This window comes from Klebsiella sp. BIGb0407, assembly GCF_024807845.1.
In the GTDB taxonomy this organism is placed as follows: domain Bacteria; phylum Pseudomonadota; class Gammaproteobacteria; order Enterobacterales; family Enterobacteriaceae; genus JGM124.
On record NZ_JANUEQ010000006.1, the window covers coordinates 255,968 to 282,884 of the forward strand.

Annotated in this window: 20 protein-coding genes; 11 read left to right on the top strand and 9 right to left on the bottom strand. The window is 45.0% G+C overall.

The window, feature by feature from the left end:
* Positions 1-100: 100 nt before the first annotated feature.
* Together M2387_RS18370 and M2387_RS18375 are read right to left on the bottom strand one after the other, a co-directional pair.
* Entirely contained in the window at positions 101-4,702 is a 4,602-nt protein-coding gene (locus M2387_RS18370) for a helix-turn-helix domain-containing protein (RefSeq protein ID WP_259051463.1), read from the bottom strand.
* Between the two features lie 292 nt (positions 4,703-4,994).
* Positions 4,995-9,143, bottom strand: coding sequence for a hypothetical protein (locus M2387_RS18375; RefSeq protein ID WP_259051465.1), 4,149 nt, complete (start codon positions 9,141-9,143; stop codon positions 4,995-4,997).
* Between the two features lie 404 nt (positions 9,144-9,547).
* Between M2387_RS18375 and M2387_RS18380 the strand changes: the two genes are divergently transcribed.
* Both M2387_RS18380 and yacL read left to right on the top strand, forming a co-directional pair.
* Complete coding sequence (locus tag M2387_RS18380; protein WP_259051467.1) at positions 9,548-10,276, top strand: hypothetical protein; 729 nt, start codon at positions 9,548-9,550, stop codon at positions 10,274-10,276.
* 128 nt (positions 10,277-10,404) lie between these two features.
* The gene (yacL, locus tag M2387_RS18385; protein ID WP_259051469.1) at positions 10,405-10,767 is read left to right on the top strand and encodes a protein YacL; all 363 of its coding nucleotides are present in this window, start codon (positions 10,405-10,407) and stop codon (positions 10,765-10,767) included.
* Between the two features lie 30 nt (positions 10,768-10,797).
* Here the strand turns inward: yacL and speD are convergent, their stop codons facing one another.
* The 3 genes from speD to M2387_RS18400 form a co-directional block, all read right to left on the bottom strand.
* Positions 10,798-11,592 (bottom strand): adenosylmethionine decarboxylase, encoded by a 795-nt coding sequence (gene speD, locus M2387_RS18390; RefSeq protein ID WP_259051472.1) that lies wholly within the window; start codon positions 11,590-11,592, stop codon positions 10,798-10,800.
* Positions 11,593-11,607: 15 nt separating this feature from the next.
* The gene (speE, locus tag M2387_RS18395) at positions 11,608-12,468 is read right to left on the bottom strand and encodes a polyamine aminopropyltransferase (RefSeq protein ID WP_259051475.1); all 861 of its coding nucleotides are present in this window, start codon (positions 12,466-12,468) and stop codon (positions 11,608-11,610) included.
* A 107-nt stretch (positions 12,469-12,575) separates the two neighbouring features.
* Positions 12,576-12,923 (bottom strand): YacC family pilotin-like protein, encoded by a 348-nt coding sequence (locus M2387_RS18400; RefSeq protein ID WP_259051477.1) that lies wholly within the window; start codon positions 12,921-12,923, stop codon positions 12,576-12,578.
* Between the two features lie 114 nt (positions 12,924-13,037).
* Between M2387_RS18400 and cueO the strand changes: the two genes are divergently transcribed.
* Positions 13,038-14,654, top strand: a complete 1,617-nt coding sequence (cueO, locus tag M2387_RS18405) for a multicopper oxidase CueO (protein ID WP_259051480.1) — start codon at positions 13,038-13,040, stop codon at positions 14,652-14,654.
* Between the two features lie 78 nt (positions 14,655-14,732).
* On the opposite strand, the gene M2387_RS18410 is transcribed toward cueO, so the two are convergent.
* Positions 14,733-15,935: an MFS transporter gene (locus M2387_RS18410; protein WP_259051482.1), complete on the bottom strand. Its 1,203-nt coding sequence runs from the start codon at positions 15,933-15,935 to the stop codon at positions 14,733-14,735.
* A 138-nt stretch (positions 15,936-16,073) separates the two neighbouring features.
* On the opposite strand from M2387_RS18410, the gene M2387_RS18415 reads away from it, so the two are divergent.
* The 5 genes from M2387_RS18415 to hpt all read left to right on the top strand — a co-directional run bounded on the left by M2387_RS18415 (position 16,074) and on the right by hpt (position 22,372).
* On the top strand, positions 16,074-16,955 hold the full coding sequence (locus M2387_RS18415; RefSeq protein WP_259051483.1) for a LysR family transcriptional regulator: 882 nt from the start codon (positions 16,074-16,076) through the stop codon (positions 16,953-16,955).
* 195 nt (positions 16,956-17,150) lie between these two features.
* Positions 17,151-17,648 carry an RNA polymerase sigma factor gene (locus tag M2387_RS18420; protein WP_259051484.1) on the top strand — a complete coding sequence of 166 codons (498 nt, stop codon included), beginning with the start codon at positions 17,151-17,153 and terminating at the stop codon, positions 17,646-17,648.
* Between the two features lie 71 nt (positions 17,649-17,719).
* Positions 17,720-18,688: a FecR family protein gene (locus M2387_RS18425; RefSeq protein WP_259051485.1), complete on the top strand. Its 969-nt coding sequence runs from the start codon at positions 17,720-17,722 to the stop codon at positions 18,686-18,688.
* Positions 18,689-18,833: 145 nt separating this feature from the next.
* Complete coding sequence (locus M2387_RS18430; protein WP_259051486.1) at positions 18,834-21,488, top strand: TonB-dependent receptor; 2,655 nt, start codon at positions 18,834-18,836, stop codon at positions 21,486-21,488.
* Between the two features lie 347 nt (positions 21,489-21,835).
* Positions 21,836-22,372 (top strand): hypoxanthine phosphoribosyltransferase, encoded by a 537-nt coding sequence (gene hpt / locus M2387_RS18435; protein WP_259051487.1) that lies wholly within the window; start codon positions 21,836-21,838, stop codon positions 22,370-22,372.
* A gap of 107 nt (positions 22,373-22,479) precedes the next feature.
* Here hpt and can read toward each other — a convergent pair whose 3' ends face one another.
* Entirely contained in the window at positions 22,480-23,160 is a 681-nt protein-coding gene (gene can / locus M2387_RS18440) for a carbonate dehydratase (RefSeq protein WP_259051488.1), read from the bottom strand.
* Between the two features lie 165 nt (positions 23,161-23,325).
* Between can and M2387_RS18445 the strand changes: the two genes are divergently transcribed.
* The 3 genes from M2387_RS18445 (at position 23,326) to M2387_RS18455 (ending at position 25,516) form a co-directional block, all read left to right on the top strand.
* Entirely contained in the window at positions 23,326-24,243 is a 918-nt protein-coding gene (locus M2387_RS18445; protein ID WP_259051491.1) for an ABC transporter ATP-binding protein, read from the top strand.
* Positions 24,240-25,010 (top strand): ABC transporter permease, encoded by a 771-nt coding sequence (locus M2387_RS18450; protein WP_259051493.1) that lies wholly within the window; start codon positions 24,240-24,242, stop codon positions 25,008-25,010. Before M2387_RS18445 ends, M2387_RS18450 begins: the two co-directional genes overlap by 4 nt.
* 71 nt (positions 25,011-25,081) lie before the next feature.
* A complete protein-coding gene (locus M2387_RS18455; protein ID WP_259051496.1) occupies positions 25,082-25,516 on the top strand; it encodes a PTS sugar transporter subunit IIA in 435 nt (144 codons plus the stop codon).
* 39 nt (positions 25,517-25,555) lie between these two features.
* On the opposite strand, the gene panD is transcribed toward M2387_RS18455, so the two are convergent.
* Positions 25,556-25,936, bottom strand: a complete 381-nt coding sequence (panD, locus tag M2387_RS18460) for an aspartate 1-decarboxylase (RefSeq protein WP_259051564.1) — start codon at positions 25,934-25,936, stop codon at positions 25,556-25,558.
* A gap of 123 nt (positions 25,937-26,059) precedes the next feature.
* Positions 26,060-26,914 (bottom strand): pantoate--beta-alanine ligase, encoded by an 855-nt coding sequence (gene panC, locus M2387_RS18465; RefSeq protein ID WP_259051498.1) that lies wholly within the window; start codon positions 26,912-26,914, stop codon positions 26,060-26,062.
* Positions 26,915-26,917: the final 3 nt, after the last annotated feature.

The window sequence follows — 26,917 nt, forward strand, 5'->3', positions numbered from 1 at the left end:
GACGAAAAGAGTGGCTCACAGGTATGATGTGAGCCACTGTTAATATCACAAGAAGATTAATCAGACAAAAATCTGAAGAGGGTGTTTGACTCTTTCAGGCTTAAAGCTCAGGCATAGCCCAATCCAGAATGTAGTCATCTTCTGACTGATCCTCACTGGAGCTGTCTTCTGAATCCGGATAGGCGTCAAGCACTGGCAGAGCCTCACCGGAGTCGTCTTCTGAATCCAGATCGTAATAAATCTCTGACAGATCCTCATCAGAATTGTCCTCCCACTGTAAGTTCGCTGGGACACTGTTAATCCAGTCATATATAGTACTTAGGGGTTTATTTAGTATTTCTGAAATCTCTTTTGCAGATTTTCCTTGTCGTCTTAATTCCAGTGCCTCTTTTTTTATTGAAGCCTTGTTGGGTGTTGTTGAATTAATTTTTTTCCAGATATTAAGCTTGTGATGTACAGTTCTTAGGGGTTTATTTAGTATTTCTGAAATTTCTTTTGCAGATTTTCCCTGCTGGTATAATTCTATCATCCTGTTATGTATTGAAACCTTCTCAGTTATTTCTAGATTAGATTTTTTCCAAATTTTGTATTCATGATAATAACGTAGTCCTGAAGAGGAAAGACCTGTTTTTATTTGTATTTCGTGAATGCTTAATTTACCTTCACGCAAAAGCGATCTGGCTTCATCAAATTGTTTTTTTCTCGCTTCATATGTTGTTTTTAATTTTTCATCACCCTCTCTTAACTGACTGGAATGTTGAATGACAGACTTACGCTCTTTGCTGAGTTTATGAGAAAAAATCCCCTTGGTTCCTATATTGTTTTTTAATAGAAGCAATTCAGCATCAAGATCTATATCATGGGAAGATTTAATATGACGTATGTTGGGAACCAAATTAACTAATGCTTCTTCAGCATTATCGTGAATTTTTATAATATTAATGCCATTATCAGTTGCCCATTTTTGTAGATTATTTTCCTCTTGTGGGCTGTTGAATACAATATGTGAATTATTCTTATCGTCCAGACCAATAACTATTTTATTTGCAGAGTCTTTATAGGAGGTTAACTGATTTTTAGCCTCAGATAAATAATGACTCATTATCACCTCTGATTTTGATTTTATAGGTTGAACTGTACTGTGAGTTTTACGTAATTCACTTATTTCATCTAGCAAGGATTTCTCTGTATTTTGAATTTTTTCGGAGGCTGCTATATATCGAAGTTTCTTTTGTAATAAAATGAATGATTCATAAGAAATATTTGTCTGTAATTGAATTTCTTGTCTCGAGTATCCGCTTGTAATCATTTGTTTTATTTTTTCTTCCTCTTCTTTCTTTAGTGGATTACGTGATTTTGCGAATTTTAATTTATACTCATCCATAGAGCGTAATGTTGAAACTGGTATATTTGTTTTTTGTGATATCTTTTTAAGATCTTCATTGGTTAATGAGTTTTTTTCATTCATAAAACTAATAGCCATACTTTGTGAGTATTCTCGTTCTATCTTTCTATTTCGCATGATTACTTGTATTTCAGGCCAGTGCTTTATTGTTGTGTGTGGAATTCCCGTTTTTCTTGCAACCTTGCTTACTGATAAACCCAAGTTTAATAAACGAATTGCCCATATTTGAGGTGATTCCGAAGGTAGTTGTAATAGATTATTCCTGAAAGGATTCAATACAATTACAGACTGAGTTCGACTTGCTCCGGAAGTTGATGGTAGCTCTGAGCACAGGTTAGAATTATCAGCTCTCTTTACTCTACGGATATTATTGCCAATATCTATTGGTTGCCTCATGAAAATATTTTTATCGGAGCGTGTATTTCTAATTAAATTATTAGTAAGCATAGATGAGACAGGTGCCAGTATGCCATTTTTCAGACATTCATATTTAGTACCAAATTTTTCTCCTGTTATTGGGTTTTTCGCCACGTAAATATTTTGATTGTTTTTTGCTTTAATAATGGCAACAGGTATCTCCCGTTTTGTTCCTGGCAATATTCCCGTTGTCATTGCACTTGATGTTTCCTGAGAAATTTTAGTGATTCTGGCATCAAGTTTTTTTGCTAAAGTCATTGTTTTTGAATTCTGGAACATCGAATTTATTATTTTTAGTCCATACTGTCTACTGACTTTCACTGTACGAGCGAGAAGTGAAAAGCCAGGATCCAGGGTCATAAGCGCGGTTTTTCCCAGTGAAGTCAGCTCCATGGTCGTTGGAAGAGTGACTTCCTGTAGTATATTTTTCCCTACGGCTCTGATTCCCTGTTTCCCCCCTATAGCTGTATTGATGAGACATCCTCTGACCAGACTCAGACCAAATTTTCCACCAAGAATTGAGGCTTGTCCTATAAGGGGAATCATTGATATTGTATCTAGCATGCAGGCAGGAATCGCCTTTTTAGGATTACCTTGAATACCATGTTCAATACATTCATAAAAAGGAATGTATTTTTTTATCTTGTTCCATTTTGCTTGTAGATCAGATTTATCATTACCTTTTTCATAAAGATTATTAAATAATTCGGTACGGTGGATATGACTTAGTGTATCGATAAGAGATTTGATATGATCACTTTCTGTTGTCAGAGCGGTCTTGAGGAGTGAGAATGATTCGTTGAAATTTTTAAATAATCCAATATGTTCATAAGTACTCTCTAAATCTGGGTGGAAGATATTATTTATACGATAATCAATAAGGTTACGATCTAAATGAATTATTCTGTAACCTTCCTGACTACCTCTCAGTTCTTGTAATGCATATATTCTTTCTTGTTTATCTTGGCTAACTGAAAAAAGATCTACATTGTTCAGTATGATATCTCCTGGAAGATCATCTATTATATGTCCTCCCGCAATCATGGCTTTGAGATTTATTTTTAGTTTCACATTGTGTATCATGGTTCTGGGTGAGGATATAAACTCTAAATCATATTCTGTTAACGCATTGAAAGCGGATAAAATAAAGTATTTATCAATCTCATAAAAGCTATTTGCAGCAGCCGTAGTTAACTTTTGGTACTCATTTTCTAAACTTCCCGGTGCGCTATCGCAAGGTTTGATATAACCACTCAGATAGAGCTGTTTTGCAGCATTTTTAATTCCTTTGGCACTGAATTTATCTGGTTCTAAATGAGAGCAATTTTCTATTATAGAATCTGCTAGTCTCCCCTTAGATAACCATTTATTTATTTCGGAATGATAGAGGTTGTATTTTTTTTCAAAATCCTTTCTTACCTCCATCTCTATTTTATAGTTTAAGTACTTCTCGGTAATATCAGCATCATTCATCTTTTCATTTTCTTTTGACTCTGGGGTACTTGTCGAATAAAATAAAATTGCTGGTGTTGTAAAATATGCCATTTGATCTATATGAATGCCTTCAATCATAGCTAAAATCCATATTTCCTTACCCGTTGATATTATTTCCTCGGTGGTGATGTTTTTTTCTTCAATATCATTGATGAAACGTGATCCAGCATATAAATTAGCGAAGTCATCATGATTTAACGGTATGGAGGTAGTTTGCTTATCCTTGAATACGAGAAAAGGCATCTCCTCTAACAGGATTTCTTTCCACATTATGGACAAGAATGATTTTTCAAATTTTGATAATTTATTAATATGAAAAGATCTAACTTCAGGCAGCCTGTCCACAGGTAACAGGCGATGAATATCATTGATGGTATAGTTTTTTGATATATCCATTTTAATTTTACTATCAAGGTATTTTTCAGGCGTTGCGCCAATAATATTCTGGAAAACCCAATATCTAACTACCGATTCTGCTTGTTGGATGGACAGTATCTCATCTTCATTTTCGCCATATATTCCGCTATCAGCAAGAATGGTTTGTGCCAGAGATTTTGTCCTGGATGTATATTCTATATTGCGGTTTTCACTGTTATAAAGATGCATTGATATTTCATAAAGCATTTTTTCCTTAGTGATTGGTTTATTAAAGGGGAGTGCTCCTTTATCACGTAGCATATTTTTTACTCTATCATTTGTTATTTTTAGAGTAAATTTAATATCGTCTTTCCATTGAACATCATTATATGTAGGTGTAGATGCAGATAGATGCCGCCGGTGATGGCGGAGCCTGTTAGCCACATCATCATGATAAAGGGTATGATGGCCGAATGCGTCTTCAAGACTTCCGCCAGTTTCCTGAATAGTAGAGGCAGTCCCTGATCGTTGGCTATTTTTTGGAGTACCAGAGGTCGCTGTCCCTGCATGATAATACTTATACCCCGCATATCCCACCCCACCCAGCACACCGGTACCCGCCAGCAAACCAGCCCCGACCAAGCAACGTTGTAGCAGGCTTCCTTTCCAAGCCTGAGGGACGGAGGGTTCACTATTGGGGGTAGAAAGTGAATGCGCTTTCTGACGCAGGGCTTCACCCTGGGTAAGGATCTCCTGCAGTTCAGTTCCTTCTTCGTCGCTGATATTACCACCGGAATTTTTGTCTCCTGAACCCTGAAGGCAGCGCCAGACGCGAGTCAGAAACCCATCAGTTACAGGTACTGAAGTATTTTTATTAATGAGTAATGTTTGTGTGCTGTTACGAATAATGTGTATATCTGAAGTGAGGGGAGATGATTCAATGTGATTCTGTGCAATATCCTCATCTACGTTAATTTTTCCAGGAACAGGGTTTGCAGAGGTTTCTTTCACTATATTATTACTAAGCATCGGTTTTTCTCCGTGATTGAGTTAAATAGTGACTACTACGATATTGATAGCAGCTATATGGATGTTGTTTTTTATGGTGCTATTTTTATATTAAATAACATCACAGTATGGTTTTGGTGGAGGGGAGATACTCACTGGTGCGACAGTTTTCACCCGGTAATTCAAGGGGTAGTGGACAGTATTACGTATATTCTGAAAAGACCTGTGCTCAGTTTATCTTAATCTGTCCGTTTTAGGGTTGAGTCATGCTATTAATTATAATCTTGTATAATAATATGTTGTCAGTTTTAAGTTATATATTACCCCTGACTACGCTAAGGGGACCATCATGATGGTGAACTGATGTGGCGAGGTCTGCGATAATATCTACCAGAAAATCTGCATTTTCTATGAAGATATTTGCTCTTAATACCGAATCACTCTTAATGATCTCTTTGAGTTCATGTTTATCAACATTGAAATGAGTGGAATCCTTGTAATATTTCAGGAAAGACTCATCAAAGTCGATATATTGATTATTAATTCCCAGTGCAGCATCATTAAATTCTTCTATAGCATTTGTAGTATCAGTGTGACCATTGACAGAAAAATCGAATGTTCCAGATATATGTGATACTTCATGTAATACCGTGGTATGGAGTTTAGTGGGGATATCTGCAGGACTGAAGTAGTCAGCCATAATAATAACCTTTCTACCCGTATCCTTTTTGTATACAAATGAGATTAATTTTCTGTAATCATTAATGTAGTCGTGTGAATCTATATTTGCTGATGCGAGATAGATATTGTTAATTTCATTTTTAAAGTAATCCTTCATATTTCGCACATGGTATTTTAACCTGTTAATGGATTCCTTTTTTATAAAGGATAAAATATTGGCATCAACTATAGTATGAAGTTTCATTTTCTGAGCTAAATAATCTTTTATTTTCAATAGGTTTTTATTGGGTTGTAATAAATCATCCACTTGTTGTTTTTCTATTAACTGAAATTGACTATCCAGATCATCAACAAGTTTTTTTGCCAGTAATATTGCTTCCTTATACTCTGGGATATTATCTCTTAGCTGTGAAAAACTTGCTGGGATTGATTCTATATTCTGATTGAAACGGTATAGCATAACACTATCTTTATTATAAGTATGCCAGATGAGTTTTTTGATATATTTTCCTGCAGGAGAGAAATCAGATAAAAGATGTGGCCGTTCTACAGGCTTTCGTTTATTTCCTTTTATTATAAAGTTCGTTGCTGGTGGCATGGTTTTTTCTGGAGGTAAAAAATTCATTCGCGGTGGAATACTCTTTATATCTGTTATTTTAATCAGCGGATTGACGGCAATGACAGTCTGAGCTGCTCTTGAGGTTGATGGTTTCTCAGAACATAGCTTATGTTTATTTCCTGTTCTTTTAACTCTGCTAATATTATTATAATTAATATTTATCGGTTTCCTGAGATGAATTTTTTCATCAGCGCGTTTATTTCTAATTAGAGTAGTAGTGAATGAGGGGGAAACAGGCGTCAGTATTCCATTTTGCGTACAGGTATATTTAGTACCAAATTTTTCTCCTGTTTCCGGGTTTGTTTTTACATAAACATCTTTTCCCCTCCGTTTTCCAATAGTAGTAACAGGCACCTCCAGTTTTGTTCCCGGTAACATTCCGACAACCTGTGTACCTGACGTTGTATGGGGGAGATGGATAACTCTAAGAAAAAGATTGTTGGCCAGGTCAGAATGTTTTTTATCACGGGAAATCAGCGCTACTATTTTTTTACCAAACTGCCTGCTTGTGAAGCTTGCGATCTTTGTCATTATTTCAAAACCAGGATCCAGGACCCTGAGAGCCTCTTTTCCTACTGAGGTGAGTTCCACTGCCGTTGGCAGACTGACCTCCCTGAGTATACTTTTTCCAGAAGCATTAATTCCTTGTTTGCCCAGAGTAGCCATACCCTTGTGAATTCCCAGGGTTAGTCCCGTACCAAACTTAACACTCAGTTTTGCTGCCTGGCCAAGAAGAGGAATTAATGATACGGCATCTAAAGTACATTCAAAACTCGACGCTACAATATTTTTTTCAATAATACTATTGGTACAGTCGTAAAAAGGAATGATATGTTTAACGATATGCCATACTCTCTGTAAGTCAGAATATTCATTGCCGAAATTATAAAGGTCGTTAAAAAGAGTCATGCGGTGACTATCACATAGGGAGTCAATAAGCGGTTCAATATTTCCGTGTTCTGTTTCAATCAGTTCTTTATCGATTTTAAATGATTCATTGAACGTATATCTGTCAAGGTAAAAGAACATATAATATATGTATTTCAAATCCCCGGGGAAAAACCATGGCGGATTTTTTTTGTGAATAAAGTCATCATCAAAAATATCATTTTTCAGATAATCATGGAGGTTACGATCTACACGAATTAACTTGTAATATTCACGATTGCTTTGTGTCTCCTTTAAAGCATATATTCTTTCTTGTATATCTTGTTGAACAGAAAAAATAACTGTGCTGTTTAGCGGTACGTTTATTTCTTTAGCAGGATTTCCATTCTTTATGAACCTTGTCAGGTAACTGGAATTTACTAATATTTTACTCCGATATATTACAGAATCAGGGGAAGATATAAATGCCTGTTCATCTGCAGGTAGAGCACTCAATGCAGGGAGAATAAGATATTTATCAAGCTTACGAAAGCTATCAGCAACATGGGTTGTCAGCTGAGTATATTCATCATCCAGATCCTCTGGTGCACTGTCACAGGGTTTCCTCAAACCATTCAGATAATGTTGTTTTGCAAAGACTTCTGCTGCTTCTCGTTTCTGGGCGGGAGTTTGTATTATTTTAGGGTCATAGATAGAGCCAGGCATCAGCTCGGGGCAATTTGCTATAATCTCATCGGCCAGATCTCCCTTAGTGAGCCATGATGATACTGCTGAAAGATAATTATTGTATTTTTCATTAATGTCTTTTTCTACAGAGTTGATTTTTGAACGATAGTTTAGATAGTTGTTAATTATATCAATGTCATCCTGGTTTTTATTTTTAGTCTCCTCTGATGATAAAGTATAAAAGAAAATTGCGGGTGTTCGGTAATATTCTATTTTATCTTCGGAAATACCCTCTGTTATAGCTGAGTCCCACAATGATTTACCCGTTAATATTATATCATCAGCGGAAAATCCTTCTCCCTGGATATTGTTTATAAAACCTGATCCTGAATATAAGTTAGCGAAATCAAAATCATTTAATAGTATCGATTTTATTCTTTGATCGCTGAGTCCCAGAAATGGCATCTCCTCCAATAGGCATGTTTTCCACATTAACTGTAAGGAAGATTGCTCAGATTGCGTTAACCTGCCAGGGCGGAACTGCCCCACCACCGGAAGGCTATCCGCAGGCAGCAGGCGATGAATATCATCGACGGTATAGCTCCTCGATATATCTGAATTTATTTTATTTGTAATATAAACTTCAGGCGTCGTTCCAAGGATATTTTGGAATATCCAGTATCGGACTACCGATGCTGATTGTTGATTGGAAAGATTTTCATTAGGTTTTTCACCGTATATCCCACTACCAAAAAGTATTTTCTGTGACAAGGTTTTTATCTTATCTTCATTTTCGGGATGGATGTTTTCGTCATAATGAAGATACTGCGATAGCGCATGAAGCATTTTTTCTTTATGCTTTGATCTCTTGTTTAATAATAATCCTTCACGATAGAGTAGTTTTATTATGCGGCGATTAATTTTTTTGAGAGCGTTGTGAAAATTATTTTTCCATTCGCCATCATTTAAGTTCGATGCCGTAGTGTTATAGCCAGGCGCAAACAGATGCCGGCGATGATGGCGGGTTCTGTTAGTCGGGTCCTCAAGACCTCTGTGGTAACTCTCAGGCATTTTGGCGGCCTCCGGAGTGCTATGGGGTGGCCGTGGTTGCAGACTCTTTCCTGGGGGATGAGTGCTTGATGTCCCGGAATTATAATACTTATACCCCGCATATCCCGCCCCACTCAGTATTCCGCTACCCGTCAGTAAACCCGCTCCGACCAGGCAACGTTTTAACAGACTACCTTTCCAGGCTTGAGGAATAGAGGCCTCGTTACTCAAGCCCGAAAATGAATGGGCTTGCTGACGCAGGACTTCACCCTGGGTAAGGATCTCCTGTAGTTCAGTTCCTTCTTCGTCGCTGAAATTGTCACCGGAATGCTTACCGCCTGCAGCCTGAAGACAGCACCAGATGCGAGTCAGGAACCCATCGGTGACAGGTTCAGGAGTATTTTTCTGAATGAATAACTTTTGTGGGCTGTTACTGAGGGAACCTATCTCCGAAGTGAGTGGCGATGATTCACTGTTATTCTGAAGAATATCATCATCCACTTTATATCTGCCTTGAAGAGGGCTTGTAGATGGTTCTTTCACTGTATGGCTGAGCATTTTTTTCTCCGTGATTGAGCGAAATAATGACTACTGCCATAGAGATGTTGTTTTTTATGGTGTTATTTTTATATTAAATAACACCACAATATGGCAAAGGCGATTTGGAGATACTCGCTGGTGTGATAGTTTTCATCGGGTCGCTTGGGGCTGAAGGCGGTACTACCTGTACTTCTGAGAAAACACATTTTTGGTTATAAAAAGCAACATTTCTGGTTTGCAGAGTAGTTGCCACATGCTTCATCGACAGGCACAATCGTCGCCCAATATTCTTGGTATGGCGGGGCTAAAACCACCGTATTGAGTACAGAATTGTCTCAGATTGGCCTGATACCATTAATATCAGGCACAGCCTTAGTTATATTGTACCAAGTAACAATTCACCAACAGGAAATTCACATACCATGATTCAGCGTATTCTCCCGGTTGTCATTGGGTTAAGCCTCCTGATAAGCGGATGCGCAAAAAAACAAGAGCCGCAGGATAGCGTCAGCTTTAGTATGGGTGCTACCTTGCTAAAGGTTGCGCATCTTCCCTCACCCATAGCTGACGGTTCTGATTTGTTTATCACTGTCGATGGTAAAGAAGCGGGCCAGCTCCCTGTGGGCGAAGCTATGCTGCTCCAGGTCCCCGCTGGCGAACATGAGGTTGGTGGTTATGCTCGCTCCCTGATAGGTCGAGTGACTATTCCAGGCTTAAAAGTCACCACTGTCGCGGACCAGCCACGTTTTGTTGCTTACCGAGTCGCGCGGAACACGCCGCTCTTTAGCGTGCGTGGGATTGACCCTCTTCCAAAGTCGGCACCTCTCCCAGAAAAACAGGTGGCCCAGTCCGAACCCGTACCGGTACCAGAGATAACGCAAATTAGCCCGCCTGCGCCTGAGAGCACTCCTGAAAGCACGCCAGCTGATTCATCCGAGGTGGCGACACCTGCTAACCAGGAAAGTGCCACCCCAGCGGTACAGAACGAAACGCCAAAAGCATCGACTTCTGCGGACAGCGAAGCCACCGTCACGCCAGCAGCATCAGATCCTTCCCCGGCAACAGCAAAACCTTCGGCAGATGCAGAGTCACCCGCCGCTGAGAAGCCAAAGCAGCCAGAGTCAACGGTTTCTGAAAATGCTGTTCCTTAAGTAACCTGTTTCAGATTTTTTGCTCCGTGTTTGATTGTTAAAAATGACGCAGTGGCACGGTTTTCTTGTCATAATTGGCGTATTAATACCAGCAACACGGGGTGTTAAACCCGAAACAGGAATGCATCATGGAATATGAATTTTTACGAGACATTACAGGCCAGGTTCGCGTTCAGATGTCGATGGGCCATGAGGTCGTCGGGCACTGGTTTAATGAAGAGGTGAAAGGTGACTTAACCTTGCTGGATAACGTTGAACAGGCGGCGTTATCAGTGAAAGGAAGCGAGCGGCAGTGGCAGCATGTCGGGCATGAGTATACCCTGTGGCTGGATGGGGAAGAGGTGATGATCCGTGCCAATCAGCTCGCTATCTCCGGGGACGAAATGGAAGAGGGGATGAGTTACTACGACGAAGAGAGTCTCTCTTTCTGTGGCGTGGAAGATTTTCTGCTGGTGGTAGACGCTTACAGGGAATTTTTACAAGGTAGATAATAGTGTGGAGCATCATTGCTCCACATTGTCTTACACCGCAGGCATATTGCGGGCGTAGTAGATCTCACGCATCTCTTTCCACAGCAAATCGGTTATTGTTTTGCGCTCTTGTGGGCTGAGATCCTCGGGGTTGATATTAAATAGATAGTGTTTAAGATCAAACTCCTTCAGTAACATCTTGGTATGAAAGATGTTCTCCTGATAGACATTCACATCCACCATATCGTACAGCGCTTTCATATCCTCAGACATAAAATTCTGAATCGAATTAATTTCGTGATCGATAAAATGTTTCATGCCGTTTACGTCGCGGGTAAAGCCCCTTACCCGGTAATCGATGGTGACGATATCGCTTTCTAGCTGGTGAATCAGATAGTTCAGTGCGTTCAGCGGCGAAATGACTCCACAGGTTGAGACTTCAATATCAGCCCTGAAAGTACAGATCCCACCTTCCGGATGACTCTCCGGATAGGTATGAACGCAGATATGGCTCTTATCAAGGTGCGCGACAATAGCGTCGGGTAGCGGGCCGGGATGTTCAGACTGATCGATACTCTGGGGGTCAATAGGTTCTTCACTGACCAGAATAGTGACGCTGGCCCCCTGAGGTTCGTAGTCCTGGCGGGCAATATTTAAAATATTAGCACCGATAATTGAACAGGTTTCGCTGAGGATCTCAGTCAGACGATTAGCATTATACAATTCATCAATATAAGCGATATAGCCATCACGCTGATCGTCCGTTTTGGCATAACAGATATCATAGATACAAAAACTGAGGCTTTTGGTCAGATTGTTAAAGCCATGGAGTTTAAGCTTTTTCAATTTATAAACATCTCCTCAGGAGGACGATAAGGCATTTTGCAAATATTGTGGCAGTGCAAAGGCCGCGGTATGAATTGCCGGGTTGTAATAGCGGCAAGTGATACCCGCTTTATGGAAGCGTGCCTGAATCAGTTCACTCGACAAATGGCGCATGCCTGGATTATCGCTGGCCCATGCAAAGGTCATGATACCGCCAAAATAGGTCGGGATGGCGGCCTGGTAGAAACTCACATCCTGAAACGAGTGGCTGAGTTTTTGATGGCTGTCAATCGCCTCATCTTGCTGCAGGAAGCAGACCCCATTTTGAGCCACAAAAATACCGTTGGGGTTGAGACAGCGATGGCACCCTTCATAAAATGCAGAAGTGAAAAGTGATTCACCGGGGCCGATAGGATCGGTGCAATCGGAAATGATCACGTCAAAGATTTGTGATGTCTGATTAACGAAATTAACACCGTCGTCAATAACCAGTTTAAAACGCGGATCGTCGTAGCTTCCGGCACTGTGATTAGGCAGATACTGGCGGCAAAAAGAGACGACTCCTGCGTCAATTTCTACCATTGTGATGGTTTCGACTGTTTTATGACGCGCCACTTCGCGTAGCATTCCGCCGTCACCACCGCCGATTATCAGAACATGTTTTGCCTGGCCATGGGCGAACAGAGGAACGTGAGCCATCATTTCATGATAGATAAATTCGTCACGTTCGGTGGTTTGCACTACGCCATCCAGCGCCATAACACGACCGAAAGCCTCGTTCTCGAAAATAATCAGATCCTGATGATCTGTCTTTTCATGATAGAGCACATTGTCGATGGCAAAGTATTGGCCAAACTTATCATGTAGCGTTTCTTGCCACACCGATTTTTGGATCATCGCTGATACCTCTTCTATTAACTCTATTGAAAAGAAAGCAAAATATCATAGCTAACAATGGCATGGGATGCACGGTCATTATTTCAACAGGAAAACAGAGGGGAGGCTTATTTTACATAAGCCAGTAGATTAAGGGAGTCTTGTGCCAGGGCTTTACATTTTTTATCGGTGGGTATTTTTATTCCACTCAGATCATTGTAGCTTTCTTCACCCAGTGTTTTCATATTCACCAGATCGTAGTTACTCAGATCCCATTTATTCTGTTGGGCAAAGAACACCAGCGCACGGCGTATCTGTTCATTGGGCAGGCTTTGATAGCCACAATCATTTTTCAAAAATACAAACACGGCCGTTAAATCAGCCAGGTCTTCAGCTTCAGATTCACTCAGCGCCATACTGCTGGCAGAGTAGCTCAACAATGCACCCAGTAATAATGTCTTTACTCTGATGTTCATCCCATCCACCATCTCATATCAGATAATAAACGTTAACACAGTTAAACCGGACGAGACGATATTTATTATTCTGTTTATCATCCTCTTTTCCTTGGCTGACAAAAGGAGTTGAATGTGCATCGTCGTGATTTTATTAAGTATTCTGCCGCTCTGGGGGCTTTTAGTGTACTACCGCTCTGGAGTCGTACAGCCTTAGCAGCGACACGTCCTGCATTGCCAGTCCCTGCACTACTAACTGCTGACGCTAAAAATCATATCCGTTTGAATATTAATGCTGGAACCACTCAGTTCGCGGATAAACTCGCCACCACTTATGGCTACAACGGCTCTTTGCTGGGACCTGCGTTAAAACTGCGTCAGGGTAAAAGCGTCACCGTTGATATCATGAATAATCTGCCAGAAGAGACGACAGTCCACTGGCATGGTCTGGAAATACCGGGTGAGGTTGATGGCGGGCCGCAGGGTATCATTAGTGCAGGTGGAACCCGGAGTGTGACCTTTACGCCACAACAGCGGGCAGCAACCTGCTGGTTTCATCCCCATCAGCACGGACAAACCGGACGTCAGGTTGCGATGGGGCTGTCAGGCCTGGTACTGATTGACGATACTGAAAGCGGTATGCTCCGCCTTCCTTCCCTTTGGGGTATAGATGACGTTCCGCTGATAATCCAGGACAAACGTTTTACTCCCCAGGGACAAATTGATTATCAGTTGAATGTCATGACGGCTGCGGTTGGCTGGTTTGGCGATACCTTATTGTGTAATGGTGCGGTTTATCCGCAGCACGCAAACCCGCGTGGATGGTTGCGTTTACGTCTGTTAAATGGCTGTAATGCCCGTTCGTTAAAAATTGCCGCCAGTGATAATCGTCCTCTATATGTTGTCGCCAGCGATGGCGGCTTTCTGGCAGAGCCGGTGAAACTCAATGAGCTGGAACTCTTGATGGGGGAGCGTTTTGAAGTTCTGGTGGATACCTCTGACGGCCAGCCTTTTGACATTGTCACCTTGCCGGTTCAGCAGATGGGTATGACGGTTGCACCTTTTGATAAGGCTGTTCCGGTTGTTCGTATTCAACCGCTTACTATTCCAGGCTCAGGTCTGTTGCCCGATAAGCTGGTGGATGTTCCAGCCTTGCCTGCATCAAACGGGCTGACGGAGCGTCATTTCCATCTGATGATGAACCCTGAGCTTGATATGCTCGGGATGCAGGCCTTGATGAAAAAATACGGTATGCAAGCTATGGCGGGTATGGGGCATGGTGCAATGGATCACTCTGCGATGGGACATGGTGCTAAGGAAAATAGCAGTGACTCAATGGGACATATGCAGCATGGCAAAGGACAGCATGGTGGGATGGCACAGGGTAACGGTAAGCCTGCCTTTGACTTCCATAATGCCAATAGTATTAACGGCAAGCCTTTCGAAATGAATACCGCGGCCTTCAGGGTACCGAAGGGCCAGCTTGAGAAGTGGGTTATTTCCGGTGTCGGCGATATGATGCTGCATCCGTTTCATATCCATGGCACTCAGTTCCGTATTTTGACCGAGAACGGTAAACCGGTTGCCGCGCATCGACAGGGCTGGAAAGATACCGTGAAAGTGGAAGGGGCGGTCAGTGAGGTGCTGGTTCGCTTTGATCATAGCGCCGCACAGGAACATGCCTATATGGCGCACTGTCATCTGCTGGAACATGAAGATACGGGCATGATGGTAGGTTTTAGCGTCGCTTAATATTGTTTATTTCGGGAGTCGCTGCAAAAGAATCACGCGTGCAGCTTCTCCCTTTCCTTGAATCTGATCGTATCTGAATCAGTGGCCTGATCGACGACGTTGTGCGGCTAATCCTTGCACTGCGCAAGCAAGTACGGCCAGCATACCGCCAAGAATGGATACGCCAGCCCAGCCTTCTAAATCCCAGACCAGAGTGGCCGCGGCTGAACCTCCTGCACCGCCAAGAAACATGGCACCCATAAATACGGTATTCAGCCGTGAACGAGCCTCGGGTTTAAGCGTGTAGACAATATGCTGATTAGAGACCAGCACGCTTTGTACTGCAAAATCGAGCAGGATACATCCTACCACCAGGCCAATAACCGAGGCCCAGATACCGAATAAGCACCAGGCAATCAGCGTCAGTAGAGTTCCCCCTAAGATAATTTTATACGGGCCATGTTTATCGGCGATACGCCCTGCAAAAGGTGCGGCCAGAATGCCTATAGCCCCAACAATGCCAAACAGACCCGCAGCTTGCGCATTCAACCCGAACATAGGTTCCTCCAGACGTAGAGCCAGCACGGTCCAGAAAACGGTGAACGAGCCAAATAATAATGCCTGAGTAATAGCTGCAATACGTAGCTCACTAAATTCACGCCATAAATCAATAATAGAGCTCATCAACCGGAAGTATGAGGTTTTTGCTGATGGCTCACTGCGCGGTAAAGAACCAGCCATAAGGCCACCCGCAATCAAGGCCAGGGGAACACCCAGCCAGAACATGGCCCTCCAGCCATAATGAGTGGCAACAAATCCTGAAAGAGTGCGGCTGAGTAAAATACCGCAGAGTACGCCTGACATCACGGTACCGACGACGGCTCCTCTCCGTCCCGGTTCTGCGAGTTGTGCCGCAAAGGGCACTATCTGCTGGGCAACGGTCGATGCCATACCGAGAAAAAATGAGGCGATAAGCAATATCGCAGCAGAAGGGGCGAGAGCTGCCGCGACCAGCATGACCGTCAGTATAATGAACTGAGTGATAATAATTCGACGGCGCTCAATTAGATCGCCCAAAGGAACCAAGGCGAACAAGCCAATGGCATATCCGAGCTGTGTAGCCGTTGGCACTAGTGCCGTCATTGAACCCGGAAGTTCTTGCTCCAGAATTCCTAGCATCGGCTGGTTATAGTAGATATTGGCCACGGCCAGACCGGCGGAGACGGCCATGGCAAACGTCATGCCGGTACTCAACTGTGGTGAACCGCTTAACTCTTTTTCCAGCACACTGGTGTTACCCATGATGATTCCTCAGGCCTCCTGCCACAAATCTCAGACGTTGAAATTGTGGGGGCCGCGACTTGAGGCTAACTATGGCGCTATCACGAAAAATAGTGTAGATGTGTAATATGTTAGGTCAGTGTAACGGAAATCGAGATAATGAAGTTTGAGGATATTGAAGTCTTTGTTGAAGCGGTGCAAGCCGGTAGTCTGGCGGGTGCTGCACGACGGCTTTCTCTGAGTTCAATGGCGGCCTCCAGAAGCTTGAATAACCTTGAAATGGAACTCGGTGTCAGGCTGGTGCACCGCACCACGCGCTCACTTTCACCCACCAGTGACGGAGAGATGTTTTATCCTCACGCGGTTTCTTTACTGGAAGGGCAGGCGAATGCGCTGGCAGATCTGCGCCCTGAAGGTAGCGCGCTCACCGGGCATCTACGAATAACGGCTTCGGAAGCCTTTAGCAGAAGGGTTATCGCGCCTGGGTTACCCGCGTTTATGCAGCAACACCCCTTACTACGTGTTGACTTGCTGAGTACCGATGAACAGCTGGATATCGTTGATAAAGGCATTGATGTGGCGATACGTATTGCCCCGCTGCGTGATAATCGGCTGGTCGCCCGGCGGCTGGCGGCTAACCCACGCGTACTGTGCGCTGCACCTTCTTATCTGAGTGCATGGGGCTCGCCTGAATTAGTCAGCGATCTGCTATCCCACAGTTGTCTGGTTAATATAGGCACATCACACTGGACTTTTGAATGCGGAGAAAAGCGTATTCGCCAGAAGGTGTCAGGTCGTTTTGCGGCGAGCTCAATCGATTCGATATTCGAAGCCTGTGTGGGAGGGCTTGGCATAGCCAATGTCTCCCGCTGGTATGCCTCCCCTTTCCTTCAGTCCGGCGTGGTGAGAGAGGTTGTACTGGAGGATGCCGAGCCGGAGACGCTGAATATTTGGGCTGTCTATCCCACTTCCCGGCTGGTTCCCCTAAAGGTCAGAATGTTTATCGAGGCGTTAGAGCAGCGTCTTGCACAGGCTGACTAAGAGGTCTTCTGTTCCTTTTTAATCGTTAACGATATTCAAAATAGATAAAAATGCGTTAAGGAACAGCGCGATTTTGTTCATGCTTGAAATTATTCGGTTTGTTTACTTTCGGTTAAAATTTCTTTTTCTCATTGAAAATGAGAATTATTTATGTGATTTATACTCGCTTTGATGGCTGCCGTCCGGGAAAAGTTAATGTCCAATATTGAGCTGCAGGTGCTGTTTGAGCGTCATGCCCGGCCGCTGTTGGCGTACCTGAAAAGCCAGCTGAATGACGCGCAGCTGGCTGATGACCTGATGCAGGAAAGTTTTGCACGACTCACCGAGCATTATCCGCAGGGAAAAATCCAGGATAGTGAATCTTATTTGTTCCGCACGGCCAAGAATTTGTTGTTCGATCATTATCGCCAGCAGCAGCGGCGGCAAACCATCGCGTTCAGTGATGATGAGATGGTCCACTTTCCCTGCGGCGAGCCCGGCGCTGAACAGCGCGCGATTGACCATCAGCAGGTCGAGATCATCATTGCCCAATTGTTGACCCTGCCTGAGCGGACGCAAACCATTTTCCGTCTCAGCCGGTTTGAAGGCCTGGCTCAGACGGAAATTGCGGCGCGGCTCGGCGTATCGCTCAGTACCGTCGAAAAACATCTGGCGCAGGCGCTGGCCGCCATGATGTGTGGAATACAGAAATAATGATATTTTTTACGGGAATTATCCCGTTCAAACGTCTTAATAATAAACCCGGATAGTCAGGAATCAGTGAAATGAGTCACTCGAGTGAGGCAATACGACAGCAGGCCGCGCTATGGGCTGTGAAAATGGCCGAGCGATCGCTGACCGAGGATGAAGAACGGGAAATGACCGCGTGGTTTGAGGGCGATCCGCAGCACGCCGATGCGCTGATTAAGGCGCAGCAACAGTGGATTATGCTCGGCACGTTGTCCCGTTCAACTTCTGCTGACGCTCTCTTGAAGGCAGACGCTTCCACTGTGGTTCCCCTGACCACTAAGGTGATAAATCGTCGCCGTTGGTCTCACTGGGCGACAGCGGCCGTTATCATACTGGCATCATTGCCTGCGCTGTTTCTGCTTCCCGATGCCTGGCTGCGCTGGCAGGCTGATTATTACACGGCCACCGGAGAAATACGCCAGGTAACGCTACCGGACGGTAGCCGAGTGGATCTCGATAGCCATAGCGCCATTGCGCTTGATTTTAATAATGAGGAGCGACGCGTCAGGCTTCTGTCCGGAAACGCTTGGTTTACTGTTGCTCCGCTTGGCAAAGACGAGATACGGCCTTTTCGCGTTGAAGCGGAGGGCGGCATGACCCAGGCTCTTGGGACACAGTTTAGTATCGATCTTAACGGCGGAGGTGCGGACGTAGCGGTGCATGAACACAGTGTCCGGGTCAGTTATCAAGGGCAGTCTTTAGTGCTGACTGAACAGCAGGGCGCGCGCTATGCTGATAATCACCTGGTACGACACTCGGTTTCACCCTCGCAGTTTGCCTGGCGACGCGGCTGGTTAATTATCGACAAACAGCCGGTCAGCGACGCAGTAGCGCAGATAAACCGCTATCAAAACCAAAAGGTTATCGTCGTTAACCCGACGCTCAGAAAACGGATAGTCAGTGGTACTTTCACTCTCAATACCTCTGAAAACGCCATCGAAACCTTGCGTCAGACGCTGGGTGCGGAATTAGTGACGTTGCCTGGCATGACGCTGATGTACTGATTCTGATGGTCGGTATGGACGTATTTTTCCTCGAGCGTACATATTTTTAACTTTTTATTAAAATTTTTTACGGGTTAATGCCTATCGCACGTCTTTATTGTTGAATGAGATTGATTTCTATTATCAACAATAATCGAGTAAACACATGCATCAGCTACTCCCCCATTTATGCAAAGGCCGCGATCCTCTTGCTTTTACCCTATCGCTGACTTTAGCGCTGGCAACGCCAGCCTTCAGCCAGGTTGCTTCACCGACGGCTGAGATATTAAATAACAGCAAAAAATTCGCTATTCCCTCGCAATCGCTACAAAGTGCTCTGCTACGCTTTGGCGAGCAGTCCGGCGTGCAGGTTTCATTTGAAGATCGTACGGTAGAGGAGATGACGTCGCAGCCACTGAACGGTTCGATGCCGGTGGCCGGTGCACTACGTCAGCTGATTGGCAACAATCCTGTCACTACGGAAGTGGGTGATAATGGCCAGGTTATCCTCCGTGCGCGCCCAACCAGTGCATCTGTGAAAGATGAAACTATGGTGGTGGTTGCCCCTTTAAAATACCGTCCCGATGACTGGGTCTATGAGCAACCTCGCTCTGTCAGCGTGATCAATCGTAAGCAGTTGGATGACAGACCTGCACGGCATGCGGCGGATATCCTTGAACAGACGGCTGGCGTTTACTCCAGCGTCAGCCAGCAGGATCCCGCTTTGTCGGTGAATATTCGCGGTATTCAGGACTATGGCCGTGTCAATATGAACATCGATGGAATGAGAATGAACTTCCAGAAAAGCGGTCACGGGCAACGTAATGGCACGATGTACATCGATCCGGAACTGCTAAGTGGGGTGACCATCGATAAAGGCACAACCGGTGGTATGGGTAGCGCGGGTACACTTGGCGGTATAGCCACATTTAATACACTGAATGCCAGTGATTTTATCCATGAAGGCAAAGAACTGGGCGGCAAGTTACACGCAAGTACTGGCGACAATGGTACCCGCTTTATCGGTAGCGGCGTGCTGGCGTTTGGCAATGAGACAGGGGATATACTGCTGGCTGCCAGCGAGCGCGATCTGGACGATTACTGGCCGGGAAACCAAGGTGAGATCGGCAATATTCGTATCAACAACGATACCGGCAATTACGATCGCTATGCCCACGCGTTAAAGAATAATAAGATCACCGACAGTCGTTATAAGATGTTGTCGCATATGGCGAAGGTTGGCTGGAATCTGTTTGATGACCAGCGCTTGCAGCTGAGCTATTTACAAACTCAGGTGAATTCGCCGACGGCCAGTACGCTGACAGCAATTGGCGACGGGAATGACCGGATCTTAGGCTGGAAACAGACTGGTTACGAGAAGGTGATGGCGCGTAGCGCCGTGGTGGATTATAACTTTACGCCGCACGATAGTCAGTTGATTGATCTGCACACCAAATTCTACTACGTAGATACCGATTCGCAGGGGGATTCCTGGGGCAGCGAAACCTCTGACGATTACTGGACAAAAACCCGCCTTCGTACCTATGGTGCGCAGTTACAAAACACGTCGCATTTCTCTCTTGCTCCGGCACACCTGATGAAAGCAAATTACGGTGTTGAATATTACTATGATAAATCCACCAGTCGCTCAACATCTGAGGATATGGAAGGCGTGACCCCCAGCGGGAATCGTTCTATTTTTAGCCTGTTCTCTACGTTAACTTATGAATATAACGACTGGTTAACAGTCGAAGGTGGGCTACGCTACGATCGCTATCGCCTGCGTGGTATTACCGGAATGAACTATCCGGAAGCCACTTATACTATTGATAACCCCTGTACCGAACGCCGTCTGAGCGGCTGTATTATTTCCAACTCTTATCATGAATGGTCGGTGGATCGTGAGCACTCGCGCGTCTCGCCAACCATGGCGCTGGCGATAAGGCCAGGCGTGGAGTGGCTTGAGATGTATACCACCTGGGGACGTTCATGGCGCCCGCCTGCGATCACGGAAACCCTCACCAGCGGCAGCGCACACGGCAGTTCTACACAGTTCCCTAACCCGTTCCTGAAGGCAGAGCGCTCCCGTGCCTGGGAAGTAGGCGTGAATCTGTTGAAATCCGGTCTGCTACAGGAAGAGGATCGCCTGGCGTTTAAAGCGGCTTACTTCGATACTCAAGTGTCAAATTATATCAGTATGGCAATTAACCGTGAGAAGCCCGGCATCACACAACCGGGGCTGGGTAATGCTGCCTATGTGAATAACCTCAACAATACCCGTTTCCGTGGAATTGAGTATCAACTCAATTACGATATGGGCTTTATTTATACCGATTTTACTTATACACGTATGATCGGCAAAAACGAATTCTGTTCACGGAAAGCCTGGCTGGGTGGCAAGCAACAAGGGGCGGGGAGCGCCAATAATTGGTACTGGGAAGCAAATGATGAGGCAAACAATGCTGTGATCTGCGACGGAGGCAGCCAGTTCAGTTCATCGTCGCTTCTGCCCGGCGATCGTGGCTCGTTTACCTTAGGCGGACGTGCGTTCGAGCGTAAACTGGATGCAGGCGTTACGGTACGTTTTGCTCCTGGATATCAGGATCACAGCATTCCAAGCAACTCCCCCTATCTGGCGGACTGGCCGCGCTATACCCTGTTTGATCTCTACGCCAGCTATCGCCTGACGGATAATCTGATGTTACGCGGGTCCGTAGAAAATGCCACTAACAGGGCCTATGTGGTCAGCTATGGTGAAACCTTAGGCAATACTTTAGGCCGCGGACGCACCGTACAGGGCGGCATCGAATACCGCTTTTAACTCCTATGACGCGGCGCTGTTCGGGCATGATTTGCACGGCAGTTAGTCAGGATATAATGCTAACTTATTGATCGTATTTAGTATGATTCAGTTTTACTGGGCATAAAATACTCTCGATAGGTTGGCATTATTACGCGGTGCGGATAAAACATTCACTATGGGAATTCTCGTAGTGCTGCCAGAAATCCTCCCAATATTGTATACTCCTTCAATTCCTCTGTGTTCATGCTTGCGTATCATTTCGGCTTTGTGCAGTTATCCGTATATCAATCGGTGTATCAATTTCTACTGAAATGAACAACTTGAATGCAAGATTAATATATAAAAATTAGTGAGATATATAGTTAATGAAACATACCGTTGAAGTCATGATCCCGGAAGCGGAACTTAAAGCCCGTATTGCGGAACTGGGTCGTCAGATAACCGAACATTATCGCGATAGTGGCAGTGATATGGTGCTGGTGGGATTACTGCGTGGGTCATTTATGTTTATGGCTGACTTATGCCGTGAAGTCCAGGTTTCTCACGAAGTCGATTTTATGACTGCTTCTAGCTATGGTAGCGGCATGTCTACCACGCGTGATGTGAAAATCCTGAAAGATCTTGATGAAGATATTCGTGGCAAGGACGTGCTGATTGTCGAAGATATTATCGACTCTGGTAACACACTGAGTAAAGTGCGCGAGATCCTCAGTCTGCGTGGGCCTAAATCACTGGCTATCTGTACGCTGCTGGATAAACCTACCCGTCGTGAAGTCCAGGTTCCGGTTGAGTACGTTGGTTTCTCTATTCCCGATGAGTTTGTCGTCGGCTATGGCATTGACTACGCCCAGCGCTATCGCCACCTGCCTTATGTTGGCAAAGTTGTGATGCTGGACGAGTAAAAACTCTCAGTAACAGGGCCTGAACAGGCCCTGTCATCGCATTCTGATACTCCACAGCAACTCAAAACCTCTTTAAAGGCCGTTATCGCTAACTACATCGGTTAAGTTTATTGAGAAGATGCTAACTCGCGATGACCGCGATTGGTTTGCTTAAGATTCGCGATGCCGCAGCGGTAACCCTGTTCCAGTGAGGCTCGGCTGGTTGACGTGACTTCTAAATCCCGTAAGCGTCCATCATGGATACCATAAACCCAGCCGTGAACAGTCACTTTCTGGCCGCGTTTCCAGGCGGATTGCATGATGGTTGAGTGGCCAATATTGTAGACTTGCTCCATAACATTGAGCTCACACAGAGCATCCATTCGTTCTTCTGGCGGTAATTGACCCAGCAGCGAACTATGCTTAAACCATAAATCGCGAATATGCAGTAACCAGTTATCGATAAGACCGAGTTCAGGGTTATCCACCGCGGCCTGAACACCGCCACAGCCGTAGTGGCCACAGATAATGATATGTTCAACTTCAAGTACATCCACAGCGTACTGAACCACAGACAAACAGTTCAGATCGGTATGTACAACCAGGTTGGCTACATTACGATGGACAAAAAGTTCACCAGGTTCAAGCCCCGTGAGACGTTCCGCAGGTACACGACTGTCGGAACAGCCAATCCACAAAAAACGGGGTTTTTGGGTTTGTGCGAGTCGCTCAAAAAACCCTGGATCTTCATTAATGATTAAAGAAGACCATTGTTCATTGTTACGGATTATCGTATCGATATCGGTCATAAAAGGTGAACTGCCTGTAACTGAATGATTGCGTTCAGCTAATATAGGGCAACTTAAATTATTATACACGTCATACTTAAAGCTACGGGTACCTTGGTTTGACTGGATATCTCCCGGTAGCTCAAATTATTTTGTATACAGTATCGAAAAGGTAAGTGAATACCCATGACAATTGCATTGGAACTGGAACAGTTAACCAAAACCTATCCTGGTGGTGTCCGCGCTTTACGCGGCATTGATTTACGCGTGGAGGCAGGAGATTTTTATGCCTTACTGGGCCCCAACGGTGCCGGTAAATCAACGACGATCGGAATTATCAGTTCACTGGTTAATAAAACCTCCGGGAATGTACGCGTTTTTGGCTATGACCTGCAAAAAGATGTGGTCAATGCCAAGCGTCAGCTTGGACTGGTTCCCCAGGAATTCAACTTTAACCCGTTTGAGACGGTACAGCAGATAGTGGTCCATCAGGCTGGCTATTATGGTGTAGAACGTCCTGAAGCGATTAAACGCAGTGAAAAGTATTTAAAACAGCTCGACTTGTGGGAAAAACGCAATGAACGTGCGCGGATGTTATCAGGCGGCATGAAGCGCCGTTTAATGATAGCCCGTGCCTTAATGCATGAGCCGAAGTTGTTGATCCTCGATGAACCAACCGCAGGCGTCGACATTGAGCTACGACGTTCGATGTGGGGATTTCTGAAAGATCTCAACGATAAAGGCACGACCATTATTCTCACCACACACTATCTTGAAGAAGCGGAAATGCTCTGCCGTAATATCGGCATCATTCAGCATGGTGAGCTGGTAGAAAATACCTCGATGAAGTCTTTGCTGGCAAAATTAGAGTCCGAGACCTTTATCCTCGATTTAGCACCGAAAAGCCCGCTGCCGGTACTGGAGGGCTATCGCTATCGTTTAGTCGATACCTCAACGCTGGAAGTCGAAGTGTTGCGTGAGCAGGGCATTAATAGCGTGTTCAGTCAGCTCAGCGCACAAGGGGTACAGGTGCTGAGTATGCGTAACAGGGCTAACCGTCTTGAAGAATTGTTTGTAACGTTGGTGAATGGAGCTCAGGCATGATGCATTTATATTGGGTCGCCCTGAAAAGTATCTGGGTTAAAGAAGTCCATCGTTTTGCCCGAATCTGGATACAAACCCTGGTACCGCCAGTGATTACCATGTCATTGTATTTTGTCATCTTCGGTAATCTCATTGGTTCACGTATTGGCGAGATGCATGGCTTCAGTTATATGCAGTTTATCGTTCCTGGCCTTATTATGATGTCGGTAATAACTAACGCCTACGCTAATGTGGCGTCATCGTTTTACAGTGCCAAGTTCCAGCATAATATTGAAGAACTGCTGGTGGCCCCGGTTCCGACCCATATTATTATTGCCGGTTATGTTGGCGGTGGCGTTGCGCGCGGTCTGTGTGTTGGCATCCTGGTCACCATAGTGTCGTTATTTTTCGTTCCCTTCCAGGTACACTCCTGGCTGTTTATCGCCCTGACCCTGGTATTAACCGCAGTACTGTTTTCCCTGGCGGGATTATTGAATGCGGTATTTGCGAAATCTTTCGATGATATCAGCCTGATCCCAACCTTTGTTTTAACCCCGCTGACCTATCTGGGCGGAGTGTTCTATTCCCTGACCCTGTTACCGCCTTTCTGGCAGGCTATGTCGCAGCTGAACCCTATCGTTTATATGATTAGTGGTTTCCGTTTTGGCTTCCTGGGGATAGCGGACGTGTCTCTGATAACCACTGTCGGAGTACTCGTCAGCTTTATTGTTGGTTTTTATTTGCTGTGCTGGTATTTGATTGAACGTGGTACCGGATTGCGTTCCTGATATCTTTGTTTTGTCCTCCTGGTGACAGGAGGACAGGAGTTCTTGCTGCTTACTAACCATGGATGATGCCTATGCTAGGCTGGATTATTGCCGGACATGAGTCCTATGCCCGGGACATGCTGGATGCACTTGAAAAACGCCTGGGGCCGCAGCCTCAGTGCTGTGCAGTCAACTTTGAAAAAGGGCTGAGTACTAATATGCTGGCGCGAATGATGTGCGATGCACTTCATGCCTGTGATTCTGGTGATGGGGTGATTTTTCTCACTGATATTACCGGTGAAGCACCTTATCGTGCCGCAGCATTACTCAGTAATAAACATGATTTCTGTGAAGTGATTTCCGGCGCCAGCTTATCGTTACTCTGCACGATGAGTGAAAATCGCACTTTGTTGTCCAGCCAGACTTTTCGGGAATATATAGTAACGGCAGGGGGAGAGTCAGTGACCAGTCTCTGGCATCAGCAACAAAAGAACCCGCCTTTTGTTCTGCTCGAACGAGAATATTAGTCAGCAAGTACCCCGCCTGAAAAACAGACGGGGAGGGCATCAGGCAACCTGGACTGGCACCGCTTTAGCGAGACGTTTCATCTCATTAGCGCCGTCAAAATAGGCCACTTTAGGCTGCCAGGTACGGGCTTGTTCATCCGGCATGGTGACATAGCTGGCGATGATTAAAATATCGTCCACCGATGCACAGTGAGCTGCAGCGCCATTAACAGAAATGATTTTTGAGCCACGTTCGCCAGCGATAGCGTAGGTAGAAAAACGTTTTCCGTTAGTCACGTTGTAGATATCAATGGCTTCGTATTCGAGAATTCCGGCCGCTTCTAAAAAGTCCTGATCTATTGCACAGGAGCCTTCGTAATGGAGATCGGCCACGGTCACTTTGACGCGGTGTAACTTGCCTTGCAGCATGGTGCGGATCATAACTAAACCTTTTTGGTTGATGACTTCCGGGCTATTAACGCCCATGTTCTGTCATCCTTTTCAACCGACTTTGTCAGCATCATCAATGAATGGACGCAGTATTACCCGTTTTTATAATGTTGTCTACGGGACGAGTTTAACCACTTGATTATCAATCAAGCGTGCTTTACCTAACCAGGCAGCCACTAAAATAACGGCTCTTTGGCTGCCCTCAGCCAGCGGCTGTAAGGTATCGGCATCACGAATATCCAGTGCATCAGGCCGGAAGCCTTTCTGTTCAAGAACCTGGTTAGCAAGCTGTGTCATCGACTCAAGGTCGCGTTGTCCGTCCAGCAGGCTCTGGGCCAGCGTAGTAATAACCTGATTGAGTGCCGGGGCTGATTTACGCTCATCTGCGCTCAAATAACCATTACGGGAACTGAGCGCCAGGCCATCTTTGGCTCTGACGGTCGGGACACCAATAATCTCAATGTCATAACCCATATCTGCGACCATTTTGCGGATCAACGCCAGTTGCTGATAATCCTTCTCGCCAAAACAGGCGATATCAGGTTGTACCAGGTTAAACAATTTACTGACAATCGTTGATACACCACGGAAATGGCCAGGGCGGCTCTCGCCTTCAAGAATGGTTGAGATACCCGGTACGTCAACCGTAGTCTGGGTATCCAGTCCCTGAGGATAGATATCCGCCGGCGCCGGGGTAAACACTAAATCAACTTTTTTACGGTTCAGTTTTTCACAGTCGTCTTGCAGGGTACGTGGATAACGGGCCAAATCATCCTGACGTTCAAACTGCATCGGATTGACGAAGATACTCACTATCACGATATCTGCACTGGCTTTAGCGCGTTCAACCAGCGTCAGATGACCTTCATGCAGGTTACCCATCGTCGGCACCAGAGCAACGCGCTTACCTTCCTGACGGAAACGACGGATCTGCTGGCGCAGCAGCGGTAATGTCTCAATAATTAACATAAC